The organism is Seohaeicola nanhaiensis, assembly GCF_042654245.1.
GTDB classification, from domain to species: Bacteria; Pseudomonadota; Alphaproteobacteria; order Rhodobacterales; family Rhodobacteraceae; genus Seohaeicola_A; species Seohaeicola_A nanhaiensis.
Genome location: NZ_JBHSGI010000033.1, coordinates 551561 through 569938, shown reverse-complemented (window position 1 = coordinate 569938; position 18378 = coordinate 551561). Strand labels below are relative to the sequence as shown.

Below are 18378 nucleotides of genomic sequence, written 5' to 3'. Positions count from 1 at the left end.
GGTCAACGTGACCGATCGTCCCGATGTTCACGTGCGGCTTGTTGCGTTCAAATTTTGCCTTGCCCATGTTCCTCTGCGCCTTCCAGCTGGACGGGACCACAGGCCCCGCGATTACAACTCTGCGGGCGGCAGATAGGGGGTTCGCGCGGGGAAATCAAGCACGTCCTGCCCCGCGCGTGCCTGCTATTCCGTGACGGGGGCCGCCAGAGCCGAGGGAACGCGTGCCTCGGTTGCCGCGCCGGCGCGCGGCATGAACCAGCCTTTTTCCGTTTTCTGCTCGACCATCCATTTCTCGATCTCGCGCACCGCGTTCGCGGCAAGGCCTGCCATCTGCTCTTCCTTGGTGCGCTCGTTGCCCGATCCGACCAGGAACGTGCCCGAGGTGGTGCTCTCGAAAACGGTGAACTGCTTGACCTCGGGGTTGAGCTTGGCGTTGGCCGCATCGTCCCAGATCGTGACGTTGAGGATCAGCGCCGATTTCGGCTTGTAGATCAGCGGAACGCCCGGAGGCGCAAGCATGTAGCCCTCGACACTGATTCCGAAATGGTAGAGCTGATTGCCCTGATACCGGCCAAAGCGCTGCGCCACCGCATTCTTCAGCACGCCCTCCCATTCTTCCTTGGTCGCGTCGCGCGACACAGGGCCTTTCTTCATCTTGTCGGCGATCACCACGTTGTAGCCCAGGCGAAAGGCCCCGAGATCGGCCAGGGGATCTTCCGGTGTCGCGGCCGGCGTACAGGCGGCGATCATCAGGAGGGCCGTCAGCAGGGAAAGGATGCGGGTCATGCGTGCCTCGTATGCGGTTTCGGCACGAGATAGCCTATGACCGCCCGCGAAGCAAACGCCGCGCGGGAAGCATGGTCATGTAAACCGGTTGTCACGCGGGAATCCGCGCGGCGCCATCCGGCCCGCCGAGGCGCGTTTCCCGGTCCATTCGGCCAGATCGGTCTCGGTCCGGGTGCGCCCGGCCGGATCGTGCCAGCTGAGCCCCTCGGCCATGATGAAGGTGGTGGCATCGGAGAGACCGCCATCCTTGTATTTCTGCAACCGTACGCCCTTGCCGCGCCCCATTTCGGGCAGTTCGTCGACCATGAAGACCAGAACCTTGCGATTGTCTCCGACCACGGCCACCGCGTCGCCCGCGACAGGCTTGCAGATCTTGGCCCGGACGTCGGCGGACACGTTCAGCACCTGTTTGCCGTTCCGGGTCTGCGCCAGAACTTCGTTTTCCGGCACGATGAAGCCATCGCCGGCGGAAGAGGCCACAAGCAGGCGGCGATCAGGGACATGCACGAAAAGATCGATGATCTCGGCATCGTTGGGCAGGTCGACCATCAGGCGCAGCGGTTCGCCCAGGCCGCGGCCGCCGGGCAGGCTTGCGGCCGAAAGCGTGTAGAACCGCCCGTTGGATCCGAACACCAGCAGCTTGTCGGTCGTTTCGGCATGGATCAGGAAACGCGGCGCATCGCCGTCACGGAACTTCAGCTCGCGCTCGGCGTCGATATGGCCGGTCATGGCGCGGATCCAGCCCATCTGTGAACAGATCACCGTGATCGGCTCGCGCTCGATCATCGCCTCGAGAGGTACATCCTCTGCCTCGGCCGCCTCGGCGAGCAGCGTGCGGCGGGCGCCGCCGGGATAGTCCTTGCCAAACTTCTTCCGGGTCTCCCTCAACTGCTCGGCAATCTTCGCCCATTGCAGGCGCGGATCGTCCAGCAGGTCTTCCAGTGTCGCACGTTCTTCCATCAATTCGGATTGTTCGCGCAAAAGCTCCAGCTCTTCCAGGCGCCGAAGCGAACGCAGGCGCATGTTGAGGATCGCCTCGGCCTGCACGTCCGAAAGACCATTGTCCCGCCCCTCGTAGCGCTGCGGGACGGAACGAGAGCTTTCCTCGGACCCGCGCCAAGGGGCCGGTGCGTCCGGATCGGAGACGAGCGTCAGGCTGGCAACAGAAACGCCCTGCAAGGGCGAAAGGTAATCCGCTTCCGTCGTCGCGCGCCGGATGGTCGCCTGATGCGGCTTCGACCAATCCTCGAACATCAGTGCGGCCTTCGGATCGTCGTCATAGCGGATGATGTCGATCACCCGGTCGAGGTTCAGGAAGGCGGTGATGAAACCGGCCAGCACTTCCAGACGATGGTCGATCTTGCCCAGACGGTGGCGCGAGCGGCGGATCAGCACATCCTGCCGGTGGTCGAGGAAAGCCCGCAGCACTTCTTTCAGCGAACAGACCTTGGGCGTGACGCCGTCGATCAGGACGTTCATGTTCAGACTGAACCGCACCTCCAGTTCGGAGTTGCGATACAGCGTGTTCATCAGAACCTCGGGATCGACGTTCTTGGATTTCGGTTCGATCACCAGACGCACGTCGTCGGCGCTTTCATCGCGGACATCGCCGAAAATCGGGATCTTCTTGGTCTGGATGAGTTCGGCCAGCTTTTCGATCAGCTTGGACTTCTGCACCTGATAGGGAATCTCGGTCACGACGATCTGCCAGGTGCCCCGGCCCAGATCCTCGACCTCCCACTTGCAGCGCAGGCGGAAACTGCCACGCCCTGTGCGATAGGCCTGTGCGATATTCTCTGCCGGCTCGACGATGACGCCGCCGGTGGGAAAGTCGGGGCCGGGCACGTATTGCAGCAGCGTATCGTCGCGCGCATCCGGAGACTTGATAAGATGAAGACAGGCGTCGATCAGCTCGGAGATATTATGCGGTGGAATGTTCGTCGCCATGCCGACCGCAATGCCGGACGATCCGTTGGCGAGAAGGTTTGGAAACTCGGCCGGCAGAACCACCGGCTCGGTCAAGGTGCCGTCGTAGTTGTCGCGGAAATCGACGGCGTCCTCGTTGAGGCCGTCCAGCATCGCCTCGGCGACAACGGTCAGACGCGCCTCGGTGTAGCGGCTGGCGGCCGGATTGTCGCCATCGATGTTGCCAAAATTCCCCTGCCCGTCGACCAGCGGATAGCGAACGTTGAAATCCTGCGCGAGGCGGGCCATGGCGTCATAGATCGCCGCATCGCCGTGCGGGTGATAGTTGCCCATCACATCGCCCGAAATCTTCGCCGACTTGCGGAATCCGCCGGTGGAAGACAGCCGCAATTCGCGCATCGCATAAAGAATGCGGCGATGCACCGGCTTCAGCCCGTCCCGCGCATCCGGCAGCGCACGGTGCATGATCGTTGACAGCGCATAGGTCAGATAGCGCTCGCCGATGGCGCGGCGCAGCGTCTCCCGGATCTCTCCGGGGCCGTCTGGGGACTTCATGTGGGGGTCGTCAACCACGTCATTCATAGATGCGGTGGTAACCCGAGCGACAGGCCTGGTAAAGCGCCCTTAGGCGGTTATCCACAGCCAATGGCGCCCTGCGGACAGGCCACACGTTTTTGAAAAAACTGCCTGCAGCATGTGACGAATCGCCCTTTTGCCCTATGTTAGACAGGTCGGGCAGCTGCCGCCCGCCGTTTGCTTGTATCTTTGGTTATCCTTGGGGGGCGCTATGCCGCGCTATATTCTGATCACCTTCGCCATGCTTGGCCTTGCCGGCTACGAGATGAGCGGGGGAGCCGATTTCAAACCCCGTCCACGGCCCGTCCTCGAGGTTGCAGAAGCCCCAGCGCCGCCGGTGACGCTGAATGTTCCGACAACCGCCGCCACGCTGGTCGCCACACAGGCGATCAGGCCCCGCTCCCCGGCCGCGCCAGCGCGCGAGCCATTGCCGCAGGTCCGGGCGCGGCTTTCGGACGGGATGCAAATTTTCCGCGCCAGCGACGACGCGCAGATCCGGATGGCCTCGCTGCAGGAAATCACCAGTTCTGCCAGCTTCGAGGCACCTGAACCGAATGCGGCTGCCGCGCCGGCGGTCAGCGATGCGCTGCAATCGGCTGCCGCAGTCCGTCCGGCCCTCGATGCAAATGCCGACCTTCGTTCGATCAGCGCGACGCGAGTCAACTTGCGGTCCGGCCCGGGCATTGACACAGAGATCCTCGCCCGCCTGCAGAGGGGCCAGCAGGTTCAGGTGCTCGACAGCAACGGCGCTGGATGGCTGCGCTTGCGCACCCTGCCCGGCGACCAGGTAGGCTGGATCGCTGAGCGGCTTGTCGGCCCGGCCTCCAACTGAGCGTTGCATCCGCCGCCTGCGCGCGCCACATCTGGCGCGAGATCGAAAAGGCGCCGGGTCCATGCAAAAATCCATCCTGATTACCGGATGCTCCTCGGGCATCGGCCTGGACGCCGCAAGGACTCTGAAGGCGCGCGGCTGGCAGGTCTTCGCCTCGTGCAGGCAACAGGCCGATTGCGACCGCCTGATCGGCGAAGGATTAAAGGCGCCGCGCATCGATTATTGCGATCCGGACAGCATAGGCACCGGCCTGGGCGAAGTTTTGGCGGCCACAGGTGGGCGACTTGATGCCCTGTTCAACAATGGCGCCCACGGTTTGAACGCGGCGGTTGAGGATCTGCCGGTCGAAGCGCTGCGCGACATCTTCGAGTCCAATTTCTTCGGCTGGCACGACCTGACGCGTCAGGTCATTCCCATCATGCGCTCGCAAGGCGCCGGGCATATCGTGCAATGCTCGTCGACCCTGGGACTAAGCTATCTCGGCTGGCGCGGCGCCTACACCGCGACGAAACATGCGCTTGAGGGGCTCAGCGACGTGATGCGGATCGAACTGGCGCCCGCCGGCATTCACGTGGTGCTGATCGAACCCGGCCCGATCACGACACGGTTCCGCAAGAACGGCATCCCCTATTTCGAGCGGTTCATCGACTGGAAGTCTTCGCCCCGCCGCGCCGATTACGAAACCGGTCTGATCCCGCGCATGTATCAGGACGGTGGGCCCGACCGGTTCGAACTGCCCCCCTCGGCGGTAACACACGCCCTCATCCGAGCCCTCGAAGCAACCCGACCGAAGCCGCGCTATTACGTGACCCTGCCCACCTGGTTCGCCGGAACGCTGCGCCGGGTGCTGTCGACCCGGGCCATGGATGCCGTGATTTCGCGCCTGTAGGCCAACCGCGACAGAAAAGCGGTTCGCCTTTCGGGAGTGCGCGCGTTATGTCAACGGCAAGATCCGGAGGGAGCAGTCATGAACGGACTATACTATCTCATCCTCATCGTGATGGCCGCCGTCGTCGTGGTGCTGGCCATGGGCATTGGCGGTTTTGCCAAGGGCGGCAAGTTCAATGCCAAATATTCCAACAAGATGATGCAGTTGCGCCTGCTTTTCCAATTTGTCGCCGTTTTGCTGATCCTGCTGTTCATCTACCTCGGAGGAAAAGGCTGATGGTCGTTCTGAACCGTATATACACCCGCACGGGCGACAAGGGGGATACTGCGCTTGGCAACAACGCGCGCGTCCCGAAATACTCTGCCCGCGTCGGCGCCTATGGCACGGTGGACGAATTGAACGCCGTGGTCGGTGTTGCCAGACTCGAGGCCGAAGCGGAAACCGACACTGCGCTGATGCGCATCCAGAACGATCTCTTCGACCTCGGCGCCGACCTCTGCCGTCCGGACATGGCGGCCGATGAGGCCTCGGACTATCCGCCGCTGCGGATGGTTCAGGCACAGACCGATCGGCTGGAATCGGAAATCGACGCAATGAATGCGAATCTGGAACCGTTGCGAAGCTTCGTTCTGCCCGGCGGCACCAAGCTGGCCGCGCATCTGCACGTCTGCCGCACCGTCGCTCGGCGGGCCGAACGGCTTGCGGTGGAACTCGCCGCCGCGGAAGAGGTGAACCCGGCCGCGATACGCTATCTGAACCGGCTCAGCGACTGGTTCTTCGTTGCGGCGCGGATGGCGAACGACAAGGGACGCGATGACGTTCTCTGGGTGCCCGGAGCCAACCGGTGACGGCCCGGCGATAGCGCAAACAGGTGCGATCACCCTGCCGCCAGCCCCCGAAACGCGGCGTCGGCGGGCGTTAACGTGACGATTTTGCGCTGTTTTAGCACGGCGTGGCCCGCTATCAGGGTCGAGGAAAATCCGAATTGAGTCGTTCTTGCGGCTCGCAGAAGCTGAGGAGAGAACCGCAGATGAAGGTCCTGGTACCCGTCAAGCGCGTGATCGACTACAACGTGAAGGTCCGCGTGAAGGCGGACGGAAGCGGTGTCGATCTGGCGAACGTCAAGATGTCGATGAACCCCTTTGACGAAATCGCCGTCGAGGAGGCGATCCGCCTCAAGGAGGCCGGAAAGGCCGAAGAGATCGTCGCGGTGTCCGTCGGCGTGAAGCAGGCGCAGGAAACACTTCGCACCGCGCTGGCGATGGGCGCCGACCGGGCGATCCTGGTCGTGGCCGCCGATGACGTGCATCAGGACATCGAACCGCTGGCGGTTGCCAAGATCCTCGCCAAGGTCGTCGAGGAAGAACAGCCGGGCCTCGTGCTCTGCGGCAAGCAGGCGATCGACAACGACATGAATGCGACCGGCCAGATGCTGGCGGCGCTGCTGGGCTGGTCGCAGGGCACCTTCGCCTCGGAACTGACGGTCGATGGCGATAGCGCCACCGTCACCCGCGAGGTGGACGGCGGCCTGCAGACCATCAAGGTGAAGATGCCCGCCATCATCACCGTCGACCTGCGCCTGAACGAGCCGCGCTATGCCTCGCTGCCGAACATCATGAAGGCGAAGAAGAAGCCGCTCGACGAGAAGACCGCCGCCGATTACGGCGTGGACGTCGCGCCGCGGCTGGAGGTCGTCAAGACCGCCGAGCCGCCGGCGCGCGCCGCCGGCATCATGGTGGGCTCGGTCGACGAGCTGGTTCAGAAACTCAAAGACGTGGGGGCGATCTGATGGCTGTTCTTCTGCTTGCCGAAGTCACTGATGGACAACTTGCAATGGATGCCACCGCCAAGGCCGTGACGGCCGCGGCGAAGCTGGGCGATGTGACGGTGCTCTGCGCCGGAGCCCGCGCGGCGGATGCCGCGAAGGAAGCGGCGACCATCGATGGCGTCAAGAAGGTGCTCTGCGCCGAGGATGCCGGGCTGGGCCACCGCCTGGCGGAGTCGACGGCCGATCTGATCGTCGGTCTGGCCGGTGACTATGATCACATCGTTGCGCCCGCGACCACTGACGCGAAGAACGTGATGCCGCGCGTGGCCGCGCTGCTGGACGTTATGGTAATTTCGGACGCCTCTGGCGTGGTCGATGCGGATACCTTCGAGCGTCCGATCTATGCCGGCAACGCGATCCAGACCGTCAAGTCGAAGGACGCCAAGAAGGTGATCACCTTCCGGACCTCGACCTTCGACGCTGCAAGCGCCGGGAACTCTGCCCCGGTCGAGACGATCTCGGGTGCGTCGTCGGATCTGTCGTCCTGGGTCGAAGACAAGGTGGCGGCGAGCGATCGTCCGGAACTGACCTCGGCCGGTATCGTCGTATCGGGCGGCCGTGGCGTGGGATCGGAAGAAAACTTCGCGCTGATCGAGAAGCTGGCCGACAAGCTGGGCGCTGCCGTGGGCGCCTCGCGCGCGGCGGTTGACTCGGGGTTTGCCCCGAACGACTGGCAGGTCGGGCAGACCGGCAAGGTCGTGGCGCCGAACCTTTATGTGGCTGTCGGCATCTCGGGTGCGATCCAGCACCTGGCGGGGATGAAGGACAGCAAGATCATCGTCGCGATCAACAAGGACGAAGAGGCACCGATCTTCCAGGTGGCCGACTACGGGCTGGTGGCGGACCTGTTCACCGCCGTGCCGGAGCTGGTCGAGAAGCTTTGAGACACTGGGAAAAAGGCGGGACAAGGCCCGCCTTTTTTCATGCCTGAAAACGTGTCCCAGCTAGGACGGGGGGGCAACTATCTGACTTTCCAGCGTTTTCACCGAGTGACCTTTCAGGACACCCCGCCCGCGACACGCGGACGGGGTGTTTTTCATTCCGCCGGGCCGATCACATCGATCAGGGCCCGGGCCACGGCGCGATGTGCGCTGGGGCCGATCATCTGCGCTGCCGCCGGCGCCTGCATCGGGCCAAAGCGCATCTTGACCACCTCACGCGCGGCACTGGCGGTGGCGAGATCCACGGTGACGATCGGCCCTGCCCCGACGCGCAGGCATTCGATCATGGGCCCGGTTACGAATACCGGATTTAGAGCCAGATCGGGGCAGCCGCGATTGAGAGTCATACTGGTATATCGCAGCCAGAGCAGGACCGGCGGCCGGGCGAACCGATCGAGCAGTTCGGCCATGCGCGCGACCCAGACCTCTTGCAGCGCCTCGCGTATCTGCGCGAAACGATCCGGCGAGGTGGCATTCAGGGCCGCCAGCATGTGATTGACGAAGGCGAAATCGGTAAAGTCGATTTCCGGATAAAGATCGGCCAGCGGCGGCAGCGGTTCGAGAAACCGGTCGTTGCGGCGCGGATGAACGCGGTAATAGGGATTGCAGAGCATCTGCGCTCCCGAGAGCTGGATCAGCGCGCGGCTGGCGCGGGCCGCGATCTCAACGAGCGCCGCGTCCTGAAGCCAGGCCTCGGGGCCGGTATGCGATGCGCCGAGATTGACGCAGATCCGCCCGGTGGCGCGTTCGATCTGTTCGACAAAAGGCACCCGAACAAACCGCCCGAAGGTCTCTGCACCGCCCAGGAAGGCGACATAGGGCGTGTTCAGCTGACGTTCCGGCCCCCGGCATTGCAGCCGTGACCCATGATATCGGCAATAGCCTGCTTCCGGCACTTCCGCGCCGGGTAGTTCCACACTCATGGCACCCACCATCTTCGATCCCGCGCCCTGAATCGCACCGAAGGATTGCCAATCCGCTAATGGTCGGATTTTCCGCAAACTTGCGTCTGCCCTGCCCCTTGCCGCCGACCGCGCCGGGCCGATATGGTCGGTCAGTCGCAAGGAATAGGGCAGAGCATATGACAATCCGGAAAATCGGGGTGATCGGCGCCGGACAGATGGGCAACGGGATTGCCCATGTGATGGCCGTCGCGGGCTATGACGTGGTGATGAGCGACATCAGCCAGGACGCGCTGGACAAGGCGATGGCGGTGATCCGGGGGAACATGTCGCGTCAGGTCGGACGCGGCAAGATGGCCGAGACCGACATGGAAGCCGCCATCGGGCGCATCCAGACCACCCTGACCCTGCCCGACGTTGCCGCGACCGATCTGGTGATCGAGGCCGCAACCGAGCGCGAGAGCGTCAAGCAGGCGATCTTCGAGGATCTGCAGCCGCATCTGCTGCCGCATACGATCCTGACGTCGAATACCTCGTCGCTGTCGATCACGCGTCTGGCGAGCCGGACTGTCCGGCCGGAGCGGTTCATGGGTTTCCATTTCATGAACCCGGTGCCGGTGATGCAGCTGGTCGAGCTGATCCGGGGCATTGCCACCGACGAAGCCACCTACAAGGCCTGTCTGGGCGTCGTCGAGAACCTGGGCAAGATCGCCGCCAGCGCCGAGGATTTCCCCGGGTTCATCGTCAACCGCATCCTGATGCCGATGATCAACGAAGCGGTCTATACGCTGTACGAAGGCGTGGGCAACGTGCGCAGCATCGACCAGTCGATGAAACTGGGCGCGAACCATCCGATGGGGCCGCTGGAACTGGCCGACTTCATCGGCCTGGACACCTGCCTCGCTATCATGAACGTCCTGCACGACGGGCTGGCGGATACGAAATACCGCCCCTGCCCCCTGCTGACGAAATACGTCGAGGCCGGCTGGCTGGGCCGCAAGACCGGGCGCGGGTTCTACGACTATCGCGGCGAGACGCCGGTGCCGACGCGCTAGCCTCCGAGGCTCAGCGTGTGCGCCCGGAGCCAGACGAGAAAGCCGCGCGGGTCGGTTTCAAGCTGGGCCATTCGGTCCTCCGGGACCACCTTGCCGATCACCGGCGCATTGGGCTTGTTGCAGGAGCGCACGATCTCGTGCAGCAGCAGGCCCTGACGCAGGATGGGCGAGATCCGGTTGGCGATCTGATACCAGCGCGAGTTGTGGCCATGGAAGTGGATCGGCACCACGCGTGCGCCCGACTTGCGAATCATCTTGGCGGTGAACAGGTTCCACTCGCGCTCGATCGCGGGGCCGAACCAGCTGTCCGACGACATCACCACGCCCGATGGGAACAGCGCGACCACGCCGCCGTCGGCCAGATGCTTCATCGCCTTGGCGCGCATCTCGACCATCTTGCGCTGCGCCTCGGGGTCGTGCGGAAAGGGCACCGGGATCATGAAGGAGGTCGCCGCCTCGTCCAGCCCGGTCAGGACCGAGCGGGTGAGGATGCGGTAATCCTGCCGTACACGGCCGATCAGCTCGGCCAGGATCATGCCGTCGACCATGCCGTGGGGGTGGTTGGCCACCACGACGACCGGCCCTTCCTTGGGGATATTCGCGATCTGTTCGGGCGGGGTGCGCAGGTCGATGCCCATGACATCCAGCGCGCCCTTCCAGAACTTCTGACCGCGGTAATCCGAGTTGGTCTTTTCGAACCGGTTGACCATCCGCAGGATGGTCAGCTTGCCGGTCATCCATTCGATGGCCTTGATCGCCATCGCGGTCCAGCGGTCATCGAAGGAATTGGCATAAGTGAGCGTGCGACGGTCATAGACCTCGCCCAGCGACTCGGGTTCGCTCACGGCTCCAGTCGAGCTGTCTTGCGTGGTATCCGCCACAGTGCGTCTATCCCCCTCTTTCCGCAGGCCATGCTTGCGGTCAGAACCCTTCACCGAACCGGTCCGCCACCAGGGACTCAATTGCGTCGGCAAGTGCCTCAGCATCCGGCCCCGAGGTCTCGACGTCAATAGTCGTTCCCTTTGAGGCGGCCAGCATGAGAAGGCCCATAATACTATCGCCCGAGGCGGACAAGCCGTCGCGGGACACTTCGGCCGTGGCGTCAAACCCTTCGACCACTTCGACCAGCTTGGCCGAGGCCCGCGCGTGCAGGCCTTTTTCGTTGACGATCTTCAGGCTGCGGCGGGTCATTTCGACACCGCCGGCGGGTCGAGGCTGATGTTGCGGGTGTTGATGTATTTCTTGCCCGCGTCCATGGCGTTGCGCACCGCCTCGGCGACCGGGAGTTGGCGGCTTTTCGCCAGTTTGATCAGCATCGGCAGGTTGGCTCCATAGAGTATGCGGCGATTGTCGGGCCGGCACGCGAGCAGCGAGAGGTTCGAGGGCGATCCGCCGAAGAGGTCGGTCACCACCACCACACCATCCCCGATGTCTACGGCATCGGCGGCGGCGCAGATCTCCTGCTGTTTCGCGTCGCGGTCGTGATCCACCTCGATCGAAACGGCACGCAGGCCCGGCTGATGCCCGACCACATGCTCCATCGCGGCCAGATATTCCTTGGCCAGCCCACCATGAGCCACAATGACTATACCGATCACGCCTTGCTCTCTTCCGCAGCTCGCCCTTCCAGCTCGCGATGCCTAATTGACACTTGCTGTCCATCCTCCGCAAGGGTCTTGGCCAGGGTTTCCGCCATCATCACGGAGCGGTGTTGCCCGCCGGTACAGCCGAAGGCGATGGACAGATGCGCCTTGCCTTCGGCCACGAAGGCCGGGAGCAGGAAACGGGTCATGTCGAGCACCCGGTCGAAGAAGCCGGCAAAACGCGGATCGGCGCTGACATGGGCGGCGACCCGGGGGTCGCGGCCGTCAAGCGCGCGCAGTGTGGGCACCCAGTAGGGGTTGGTCAGGAACCGGCAATCAAAGACCATGTCGACCGCGCGCGGCAGGCCGCGCTTGTAGCTGAAGGAGTGCACGGTCAGCGCAAGGCGTGTCTGGCTTTCGGGTTCGATCCAGCGGGCGATCTCGGCCTTGAGCTCGTGGACGTTGAGATCGGAGGTGTCGATCAGCGTGTCGGCCCGGTCGCGGATCGGGGCGAGCAGGTCCATTTCGCGCGCCACGCCGGTCTCGACGCCTTCGGCGGGGGCCAGGGGATGCCGGCGGCGCGTCTCGGAATAGCGGCGCAGGAGCACATCGGGGCGGCAGTCGAGATAGAGCACCGTCAGTTCGGTGTCGCGGCGCGCGGCCAGATCCTCGATCAGCTCCAGCAGCCCGGCCGTGGTGAAATCGCGGTTGCGGGTGTCAATGCCCAGCGCCAGCGGACGCTCGGTGCCGCCGTCCAACAGGCGGGACACCAGACGCAGCGGCAGGTTGTCAATGGTCTCGAACCCGATATCCTCGAGCGCATGGATCGCGGTCGAACGTCCCGCCCCGGCGGGGCCGGTCACCAGAACAAGTTGCGATTTGACCGGCGTCATGGCGTTTCCTGGCGCCCTGCCTTGAGGAATTGCAGCAGGGCCGGGCCTAGATGTGGCATTTCCGCGCCGCGAAGCAAGGGGATGTCGCACCCGAGGAGCCGGATGTGGCGGGGTGGCGGCAGGCGTTCCTGTTCATTCAGGTCGAGATCCACCGACAGGACAACGGTGGTTGGTCCAGCCGCCTCCGCCCGCAAAAGACCCACTCCCCGTGCCTCGATCAAACCCTTGATCGCAATGGGACTTTTGGCAATCACCTGGTCCCCCTGCCGGGTCAGGTCGGTGCGGTCGTCTGCCACCAGCCGAGCGCCCAGGGCCATCAGCTGCAACGCCAGCGACGACTTGCCGCGCCCCGAGGCCCCGGTGATCAACAGACCGCGACCGTCCAGCGCGATGCAACTGGCATGCAGCGTGAGAGACGCGCCGTCAGACCGGGAGGCCGACGACAAACCGGGCCCCCAGCGGTTCGGAGGTGATGTCGGCCTCGGTCGGGCGGATGTTCTCGGCCCAGATGACGCCGCCATGCGCCTCGACGATCTGTTTGGAGATAGCGAGGCCGAGGCCGGAGTTGTTGCCGAAATGCTCGGCCGGGCGCTGCGAGTAGAAGCGCTTGAACACCTTGCTCAGCGCCTCGTCCGGGATGCCGGGGCCGGTATCCTCGACCACCACCAGCACACGGTTCTGCCGCTGGCGCGCCCAGACGCGGATCGCGTCGCCATCTTCGCAGAAGGAGATGGCGTTTGTGATCAGGTTCACGAAGACCTGGGCCAGCCGGGCCTCGAGCCCCTGGATCACGATCTGCCCGGCGGGCAGGTCGGCGATATAATCGATGCCCTTCGCCTTGGCATCCTCGCCCAGATACTGGTTGAGGTTCCTGAGCATGGTCAGAAGGTCGAAAGGCTCTTCCTCTTCCTTGACCAGTTCGGCGTCGAGCCGCGAGGCGTTGGAAATGTCGCTGACCAGGCGGTCGAGCCGGCGCACGTCGTGTTCGATCACATCCATCAGCCGTTCGCGCTGGTCGTCGCGCTTGACCATGCGCAGGGTGCCCACGGCCGACTGCAGGCTGGCGAGCGGGTTCTTGATCTCATGGGCCACGTCGGCGGCGAATTGTTCATTGCCGTCTATACGGTTGTAGAGCGCCGAGACCATGCCGCGCAGCGCACGGGACAGCCGCCCGATCTCGTCCGGGCGCGCCGACAGGTCGGGAATGCGGATGCGGCCGGGATTGACGCGCCGCGAGTCGCGATCGCGGCCAAGCTCGGCAGCCTCGGCCAGATCGGCCAGCGGGTTCGCGATGGTCGAGGCCAGCACGAGGCTGAGGCCGACCGAGACGAGAATGGCTACGAGGAACATCTGCAGGACGCGCTCGCGTTCGGCCCGCACGAGGGTGTCGATCTCGCCCGACGGGCTGGCCAGCGCCACCGCGCCCAGCGCGGCACCGTCGCGCAGGATCGGGGCGGTCGCCGAAAGGACGGTTCCGCCAGCGGTGTCGAGCCCGGTTTCCACCATCGTGCCGCCGTTGAGCGCCGCCGGGACCGCCGCCGTCAGCTGCTCGGCCAGGGTCGCCGGGCCGGATTCGCCGCGCGGGGACAGCAGGCCCGCGGTGCTTTGCCAGACACGGGTCAGAACGTCGGTGATGACCGTGTGGCCCTTGGCGCCGGGGGTCAGCGCGTCGAGTGCCCTGCTCTGGCCTTCGCCCTTGATGTGCCCGATCAGCGCGCCGTCGCCGCCAAAGACAAAAACCTCTACTCCATTGCGCAGGCTGAGATTTTCCAGTGTCGCCTCGACCATGCCGGCAGGCGCCTCGCCGAAGTCGGCGTCGCCCAGCTGTGCCTCGAAGACGTTGGCGATCAGCTCGGTTTCGCCAACGAGGGCATTGGCCCGCTGCAGGACCAGGCTGTCCCGGGTGTCGTTGAGATAGAGGATGCCGGCCGCCAGGATGATCAGGGCGATCAGGTTGAACATGACGATCTTGCGGGTAAGCGGCGACCCCTTCAGAGAGAAGAAGTTGCGCCGTGCCCGCTTGACCCGCAGTTCCTCGGAAATGCCAGCGTCCGGTGCGACCCAATCGTCGCCCAGAACCACATCGCCGCTGCGATGTTTGCGGGGGCTTTCCCTGTCGCGCACGAAAGTCCTTTCGGCGATGCTCATCGGCGCTGTCTATTCTTCGTTGTAACGGTAGCCGATTCCGTAAAGCGTTTCGATGGCCGAAAAATCGTCGTCGGCGGTGCGCATCTTCTTGCGCAGACGCTTGATGTGGCTGTCGATCGTGCGGTCGTCGACATAGACCTGATCGTCATAGGCCACGTCCATCAGCTGGTCGCGCGACTTCACGAAGCCGGGGCGTTGCGCCAGCGCCTGGAGCAGCAGGAATTCGGTCACCGTCAGCGAGACATCCTTGCCCTTCCAGGTCACCGCGTGACGCAGCGGGTCCATGCGGAGATGGCCGCGTTCCATCACCTTGGCCTCGGGGCCGGTGCCGACCGCGTCGCCTTCCACGGCCTCTTGCCGGCGCAGCAGCGCGCGGATGCGCTCGACCAGGAGGCGCTGGCTGAACGGCTTCTTCACATAGTCGTCGGCGCCCATGCGAAGGCCCAGAACCTCGTCGATCTCATCATCCTTGGAGGTCAGGAAGATCACCGGCATCTGGGTTTTCTGGCGCAGGCGTTGCAGCAGGTCCATGCCGTCCATCCGCGGCATCTTGATGTCCAGAACCGCCATGTCGGGCAGTTTCTTGTTGAATGCGTCCAGCGCCGCCTGTCCGTCGTTGTAGGTTTCGACCTCGAAACCCTCGGCCTCAAGCGTCATCGAGACCGACGTCAGGATGTTCCTGTCGTCGTCCACCAATGCGATCTTAGACATCTGAAGTGCCCCTATGCTGCTCGTTATTCGCTATTTTTTTGTGAATACATCGCCGCTTTGACCTTTCGAATCAATCCTTAAGTGCGAATCACTCAAGCGTTAGGAGGCAAATCTGGCAAAAAAGTGTTAGGAATGGCTGAATTGTCGCAGAAACGCCACGAAGCCGGGACCGCCGAACGGGCATGGTTGCGCTAAACGTATCGGTGATGGCGCTAACTGCGCCAAAGCGTCCTGTTCACGCCTTCGACCGGCATGTTAAGACCCGACAACGGCATCCGGCGCCCCCTTGCGCCGGCGATCGAGCGCCGTCCAAGGAGACTAACCCGCATGACATCTGGACACGTCAACCCGAGGTTCCGCCTCGAAGATCAAGGCATCACCGGTCTCGGCGAGGTTCATTACAACCTCATGGAGCCGGCGCTTGTGGAAGCCGCTCTGCGCCGTGGCGAGGGCCGGCTGGGCAAGGGCGGCGCGCTGCTCGTGACCACGGGCAAATTCACCGGCCGCTCGCCCAAGGACAAGCACATCGTCAAGACCGACAGCGTCGCCGACAAAATCTGGTGGGAAAACAACGCGGCCATGTCGCCCGAGGGCTTTGATGCGCTCTATGCCGACATGCTGGAGCACATGAAGGGCCGCGATTATTTCGTTCAGGACCTGATTGGCGGCGCGGATCCCGCGCATTCGATCGACGTGCGGATGGTCACGGAACTGGCCTGGCACGGTCTGTTCATCCGCCACATGCTGCGCCGCCCGGATCGCGCGGATCTCGATGACTTTACCGCCGACTGGACGGTGATCAACTGCCCGAGCTTCCAGGCAGACCCGAAAAAGCACAACTGCCGCACGGAAACCGTCATCGCGATGAACTTCGATCGCAAGATGATCCTGATCGGCGGCACGGAGTATGCGGGCGAGAACAAGAAATCGGTGTTCACGCTGCTGAACTACCTGCTGCCCGAGAAGGGCATCATGCCGATGCACTGCTCGGCCAACCACGCCAAGGGCAACCCCGTCGACACCGCCGTCTTCTTCGGCCTGTCGGGCACCGGCAAGACCACGCTTTCGGCGGATCCGGCCCGTGTACTGATCGGCGACGACGAGCACGGCTGGTCGGATCGCGGCACCTTCAACTTCGAAGGCGGCTGCTATGCCAAGACCATCTCGCTGAGCCCCGAGGCCGAGCCGGAGATCTATGCGACCACCTCCAAGTTCGGCACCGTGATCGAGAACATGGTCTTCGACGAGGAGACCTTCGAGCTGGATTTCGAGGATGACAGCCTGACCGCGAACATGCGCGCGGCCTATCCGCTGGACTATATCTCGAACGCCTCGGCCTCGGCTCTGGGCGGGCATCCCAAGAACATCATCATGCTGACCTGCGACGCCTTCGGGGTCCTGCCCCCGATCGCGCGGCTGACGCCGGCACAGGCGATGTATCACTTCCTGAGCGGCTTCACCTCGAAAGTTGCCGGCACCGAGCGCGGCGTGACCGAGCCCGAGCCGACTTTCTCGACCTGTTTCGGCGCGCCCTTCATGCCGCGCCGTCCGGAAGTCTATGGCAACCTGCTGCGCGAGAAGATCGCCCAGCACGGCGCGACCTGCTGGCTGGTGAACACCGGCTGGACCGGTGGTGCCTATGGCACCGGCAACCGGATGCCGATCAAGGCGACCCGTGGCCTGCTGACCGCGGCGCTGGACGGCACCCTGGCCGAAGTGACCTTCCGCAAGGATCCGAACTTCGGCTTCGACGTGCCGGTCGATGTGCCGGGTGTGCCGCAGATGCTGCTCGACCCGCGCCGCACCTGGGACGACAAGGCGGCCTATGACAAGCAGGCGGCCAAGCTGGTGCAGATGTTCGCGGACAACTTCGCCAAATACGTCCCCTATATCGACGAGGACGTGAAGGCCGCCGCCATCGGCTGAGGCCCCTGCCCCGACAAAAGAGCCGCCTCCGGACGTCCGGGGGCGGTTCTTTATTTGTCTCAGTCGGAAAGTCCCGCCTCGTTCAGCAGGTGGCGGCCTGCGCGGTCCTCGACCTCGATGATCCATGCGTCGGAGTCGAAGTCGCGCTGACGGGACAAAGCAGCATCGACATCGGACTCGGGGCCACTCGCAAGTTCGACCCAGACCCGCGCATCCGCGGCCATGTCAAAGCTGCGCTGGAAGGCCCGGGCCTGGCCGTCGAGCGTGTTCAGCTTGACCAGCACGGCGCCAGCCACATCGTCGCCGTGCGCCATAACATAGCCGGCAATGCCCTGCAGCCGCAGCCTAGCGAGATAGGCCTTGACCCAGAATTCGGTCGCGAGCCGGGCCAACGCTCAGTTGCCGTCCTTGAAATCGAGGCCCATTTCCGAATAGCGCTCGGATTCCTCCAGCCAGTTCGGGCGCACCTTGACCTGCAGGAAGAGGTGGACCTTGCGGCCGAGGAACTCTTCCAGTTCTTCCCGCGCGGCCTTGCCGACCGCCTTGATCGTTTCGCCCTTGTGCCCCAGTACGATGCCCTTGTGGCCGTCGCGGATGACATAGACGATCTGGTCAATCCGGGCCGAGCCGTCCTTGCGCTCTTCCCAGTTCTCGGTCTCGACGGTGAGCTGGTACGGCAGTTCCTGGTGCAGCCGCAGCGTCAGCTTTTCGCGCGTCATCTCGGCAGCGATCATGCGCATCGGCAGATCGGCGATCTGGTCTTCGGGATAGAGCCAGGGGCCTTCGGGCACCTCGCCCGCCAGCCAGTCGCGCAGATGTTCGACGCCATGGCCCTTTTCAGCGGAGATCAGGAAGGTTTCGACGAAGGGAAAGCGCTCGTTCATGTCCTTGGTCAGCGCCAGCAGCGACTCGGCCTGAACCCGGTCGATCTTGTTGATGGCCAGCGCCACCTTGCGGCCCTGACCGATCTCGGTCAGGCGTTCAAGAATGCGCTCGACGCCCTCGGTGATGCCGCGATGCGCCTCGATCAGCAGCACGACGACATCGGCATCGGCCGCGCCGCTCCAGGCGGCGGCGACCATCGCGCGGTCGAGCCGGCGGCGGGGCTGAAACAAGCCCGGGGTGTCGACAAACACGATCTGGCTGTCCCCGGCCATGGCGACGCCGCGGATCCGTGCGCGCGTGGTCTGAACCTTGTGGGTGACGATCGAGACCTTGGCCCCCACCATGCGGTTCAGCAAGGTCGACTTGCCCGCGTTGGGCTCGCCGATCAGGGCTACGAATCCGGCGCGTGTGGTCATTTGGGCGATCCCTCGTTCAGAAGGCGCGGGCTTAGCCGATTTCGCCCCGATCTGCTAGGGTGGTTCGCGCTGGACCGCCGC

The 18378-nt window shown here is 64.1% G+C and carries 20 protein-coding genes; 8 read left to right on the top strand and 12 right to left on the bottom strand.

Annotated elements, in window-relative coordinates; all coding sequences use genetic code 11:
* Positions 1-183 precede the first annotated feature (183 nt).
* Positions 184-786, bottom strand: coding sequence for a hypothetical protein (locus ACFO5X_RS23965; protein WP_380722338.1), 603 nt, complete (start codon positions 784-786; stop codon positions 184-186).
* A 75-nt stretch (positions 787-861) separates the two neighbouring features.
* Positions 862-3294 carry a DNA topoisomerase IV subunit A gene (locus tag ACFO5X_RS23960; protein WP_380722336.1) on the bottom strand — a complete coding sequence of 811 codons (2433 nt, stop codon included), beginning with the start codon at positions 3292-3294 and terminating at the stop codon, positions 862-864.
* Positions 3295-3499: 205 nt separating this feature from the next.
* Between ACFO5X_RS23960 and ACFO5X_RS23955 the strand changes: the two genes are divergently transcribed.
* The 6 genes from ACFO5X_RS23955 to ACFO5X_RS23930 all read left to right on the top strand — a co-directional run bounded on the left by ACFO5X_RS23955 (position 3500) and on the right by ACFO5X_RS23930 (position 7721).
* Complete coding sequence (locus ACFO5X_RS23955) at positions 3500-4120, top strand: SH3 domain-containing protein (RefSeq protein WP_380722334.1); 621 nt, start codon at positions 3500-3502, stop codon at positions 4118-4120.
* Positions 4121-4181: 61 nt separating this feature from the next.
* Positions 4182-5009 carry an SDR family NAD(P)-dependent oxidoreductase gene (locus ACFO5X_RS23950; protein WP_380722332.1) on the top strand — a complete coding sequence of 276 codons (828 nt, stop codon included), beginning with the start codon at positions 4182-4184 and terminating at the stop codon, positions 5007-5009.
* Positions 5010-5087: 78 nt separating this feature from the next.
* The gene (locus tag ACFO5X_RS23945; RefSeq protein ID WP_380722330.1) at positions 5088-5285 is read left to right on the top strand and encodes a twin transmembrane helix small protein; all 198 of its coding nucleotides are present in this window, start codon (positions 5088-5090) and stop codon (positions 5283-5285) included.
* Positions 5285-5857: a cob(I)yrinic acid a,c-diamide adenosyltransferase gene (locus ACFO5X_RS23940; RefSeq protein ID WP_380722328.1), complete on the top strand. Its 573-nt coding sequence runs from the start codon at positions 5285-5287 to the stop codon at positions 5855-5857. Before ACFO5X_RS23945 ends, ACFO5X_RS23940 begins: the two co-directional genes overlap by 1 nt.
* Before the next feature lie 182 nt (positions 5858-6039).
* Positions 6040-6798: an electron transfer flavoprotein subunit beta/FixA family protein gene (locus ACFO5X_RS23935; protein ID WP_380722326.1), complete on the top strand. Its 759-nt coding sequence runs from the start codon at positions 6040-6042 to the stop codon at positions 6796-6798.
* Positions 6798-7721 carry an electron transfer flavoprotein subunit alpha/FixB family protein gene (locus ACFO5X_RS23930; RefSeq protein ID WP_380722324.1) on the top strand — a complete coding sequence of 308 codons (924 nt, stop codon included), beginning with the start codon at positions 6798-6800 and terminating at the stop codon, positions 7719-7721. The genes ACFO5X_RS23935 and ACFO5X_RS23930 overlap by 1 nt, the downstream gene beginning before the upstream one ends.
* Before the next feature lie 152 nt (positions 7722-7873).
* Here the strand turns inward: ACFO5X_RS23930 and ACFO5X_RS23925 are convergent, their stop codons facing one another.
* On the bottom strand, positions 7874-8701 hold the full coding sequence (locus ACFO5X_RS23925; RefSeq protein WP_380722322.1) for a DUF6473 family protein: 828 nt from the start codon (positions 8699-8701) through the stop codon (positions 7874-7876).
* A 158-nt stretch (positions 8702-8859) separates the two neighbouring features.
* On the opposite strand from ACFO5X_RS23925, the gene ACFO5X_RS23920 reads away from it, so the two are divergent.
* A complete protein-coding gene (locus ACFO5X_RS23920; RefSeq protein WP_380722320.1) occupies positions 8860-9735 on the top strand; it encodes a 3-hydroxybutyryl-CoA dehydrogenase in 876 nt (291 codons plus the stop codon).
* Here the strand turns inward: ACFO5X_RS23920 and ACFO5X_RS23915 are convergent.
* Genes ACFO5X_RS23915 through ACFO5X_RS23885 form a run of 7 tightly spaced genes read right to left on the bottom strand, consistent with a single transcriptional unit; the run spans position 9732 to position 15070 of the window.
* Complete coding sequence (locus ACFO5X_RS23915; protein ID WP_380722318.1) at positions 9732-10616, bottom strand: lysophospholipid acyltransferase family protein; 885 nt, start codon at positions 10614-10616, stop codon at positions 9732-9734. The two genes, ACFO5X_RS23920 and ACFO5X_RS23915, sit on opposite strands and share 4 nt — an antisense overlap.
* 40 nt (positions 10617-10656) lie before the next feature.
* Positions 10657-10926 carry an HPr family phosphocarrier protein gene (locus tag ACFO5X_RS23910; RefSeq protein ID WP_380722316.1) on the bottom strand — a complete coding sequence of 90 codons (270 nt, stop codon included), beginning with the start codon at positions 10924-10926 and terminating at the stop codon, positions 10657-10659.
* Entirely contained in the window at positions 10923-11333 is a 411-nt protein-coding gene (locus ACFO5X_RS23905) for a PTS sugar transporter subunit IIA (RefSeq protein WP_380722314.1), read from the bottom strand. Before ACFO5X_RS23905 ends, ACFO5X_RS23910 begins: the two co-directional genes overlap by 4 nt.
* A complete protein-coding gene (gene rapZ, locus ACFO5X_RS23900; RefSeq protein ID WP_380722312.1) occupies positions 11330-12211 on the bottom strand; it encodes an RNase adapter RapZ in 882 nt (293 codons plus the stop codon). The genes ACFO5X_RS23905 and rapZ overlap by 4 nt, the downstream gene beginning before the upstream one ends.
* Positions 12208-12579 (bottom strand): HPr kinase/phosphorylase, encoded by a 372-nt coding sequence (locus ACFO5X_RS23895; RefSeq protein ID WP_380722310.1) that lies wholly within the window; start codon positions 12577-12579, stop codon positions 12208-12210. The genes rapZ and ACFO5X_RS23895 overlap by 4 nt, the downstream gene beginning before the upstream one ends.
* Before the next feature lie 55 nt (positions 12580-12634).
* Positions 12635-14359 carry a sensor N-terminal transmembrane domain-containing protein gene (locus ACFO5X_RS23890; protein WP_380722308.1) on the bottom strand — a complete coding sequence of 575 codons (1725 nt, stop codon included), beginning with the start codon at positions 14357-14359 and terminating at the stop codon, positions 12635-12637.
* A 9-nt stretch (positions 14360-14368) separates the two neighbouring features.
* Positions 14369-15070 carry a response regulator transcription factor gene (locus tag ACFO5X_RS23885; protein ID WP_380722306.1) on the bottom strand — a complete coding sequence of 234 codons (702 nt, stop codon included), beginning with the start codon at positions 15068-15070 and terminating at the stop codon, positions 14369-14371.
* 327 nt (positions 15071-15397) lie between these two features.
* Here ACFO5X_RS23885 and ACFO5X_RS23880 point away from each other — a divergent pair, with 327 nt between their 5' ends.
* Positions 15398-16996, top strand: a complete 1599-nt coding sequence (locus tag ACFO5X_RS23880; protein WP_380722304.1) for a phosphoenolpyruvate carboxykinase — start codon at positions 15398-15400, stop codon at positions 16994-16996.
* Between the two features lie 59 nt (positions 16997-17055).
* On the opposite strand, the gene ACFO5X_RS23875 is transcribed toward ACFO5X_RS23880, so the two are convergent.
* Complete coding sequence (locus ACFO5X_RS23875) at positions 17056-17388, bottom strand: DUF1491 family protein (RefSeq protein WP_380722302.1); 333 nt, start codon at positions 17386-17388, stop codon at positions 17056-17058.
* 3 nt (positions 17389-17391) lie between these two features.
* Positions 17392-18297 carry a GTPase Era gene (era, locus tag ACFO5X_RS23870; RefSeq protein ID WP_380722300.1) on the bottom strand — a complete coding sequence of 302 codons (906 nt, stop codon included), beginning with the start codon at positions 18295-18297 and terminating at the stop codon, positions 17392-17394.
* Positions 18298-18378: the final 81 nt, after the last annotated feature.

Bases quoted from the DNA above. Each gene is read 5' to 3' on its own strand.
- rapZ (WP_380722312.1), bottom strand. From the start codon at position 12,211: ATGACGCCGGTCAAATCGCAACTTGTTCTGGTGACCGGCCCCGCCGGG.
- ACFO5X_RS23885 (WP_380722306.1), bottom strand. From the start codon at position 15,070: ATGTCTAAGATCGCATTGGTGGACGACGACAGGAACATCCTGACGTCG.
- ACFO5X_RS23955 (WP_380722334.1), top strand. From the start codon at position 3,500: ATGCCGCGCTATATTCTGATCACCTTCGCCATGCTTGGCCTTGCCGGC.
- ACFO5X_RS23950 (WP_380722332.1), top strand. From the start codon at position 4,182: ATGCAAAAATCCATCCTGATTACCGGATGCTCCTCGGGCATCGGCCTG.
- ACFO5X_RS23890 (WP_380722308.1), bottom strand. From the start codon at position 14,359: ATGAGCATCGCCGAAAGGACTTTCGTGCGCGACAGGGAAAGCCCCCGC.
- ACFO5X_RS23920 (WP_380722320.1), top strand. From the start codon at position 8,860: ATGACAATCCGGAAAATCGGGGTGATCGGCGCCGGACAGATGGGCAAC.
- ACFO5X_RS23930 (WP_380722324.1), top strand. From the start codon at position 6,798: ATGGCTGTTCTTCTGCTTGCCGAAGTCACTGATGGACAACTTGCAATG.
- ACFO5X_RS23960 (WP_380722336.1), bottom strand. From the start codon at position 3,294: ATGAATGACGTGGTTGACGACCCCCACATGAAGTCCCCAGACGGCCCC.
- ACFO5X_RS23910 (WP_380722316.1), bottom strand. From the start codon at position 10,926: ATGACCCGCCGCAGCCTGAAGATCGTCAACGAAAAAGGCCTGCACGCG.
- ACFO5X_RS23945 (WP_380722330.1), top strand. From the start codon at position 5,088: ATGAACGGACTATACTATCTCATCCTCATCGTGATGGCCGCCGTCGTC.
- ACFO5X_RS23935 (WP_380722326.1), top strand. From the start codon at position 6,040: ATGAAGGTCCTGGTACCCGTCAAGCGCGTGATCGACTACAACGTGAAG.
- ACFO5X_RS23940 (WP_380722328.1), top strand. From the start codon at position 5,285: ATGGTCGTTCTGAACCGTATATACACCCGCACGGGCGACAAGGGGGAT.
- era (WP_380722300.1), bottom strand. From the start codon at position 18,297: ATGACCACACGCGCCGGATTCGTAGCCCTGATCGGCGAGCCCAACGCG.
- ACFO5X_RS23880 (WP_380722304.1), top strand. From the start codon at position 15,398: ATGACATCTGGACACGTCAACCCGAGGTTCCGCCTCGAAGATCAAGGC.
- ACFO5X_RS23925 (WP_380722322.1), bottom strand. From the start codon at position 8,701: ATGAGTGTGGAACTACCCGGCGCGGAAGTGCCGGAAGCAGGCTATTGC.
- ACFO5X_RS23965 (WP_380722338.1), bottom strand. From the start codon at position 786: ATGACCCGCATCCTTTCCCTGCTGACGGCCCTCCTGATGATCGCCGCC.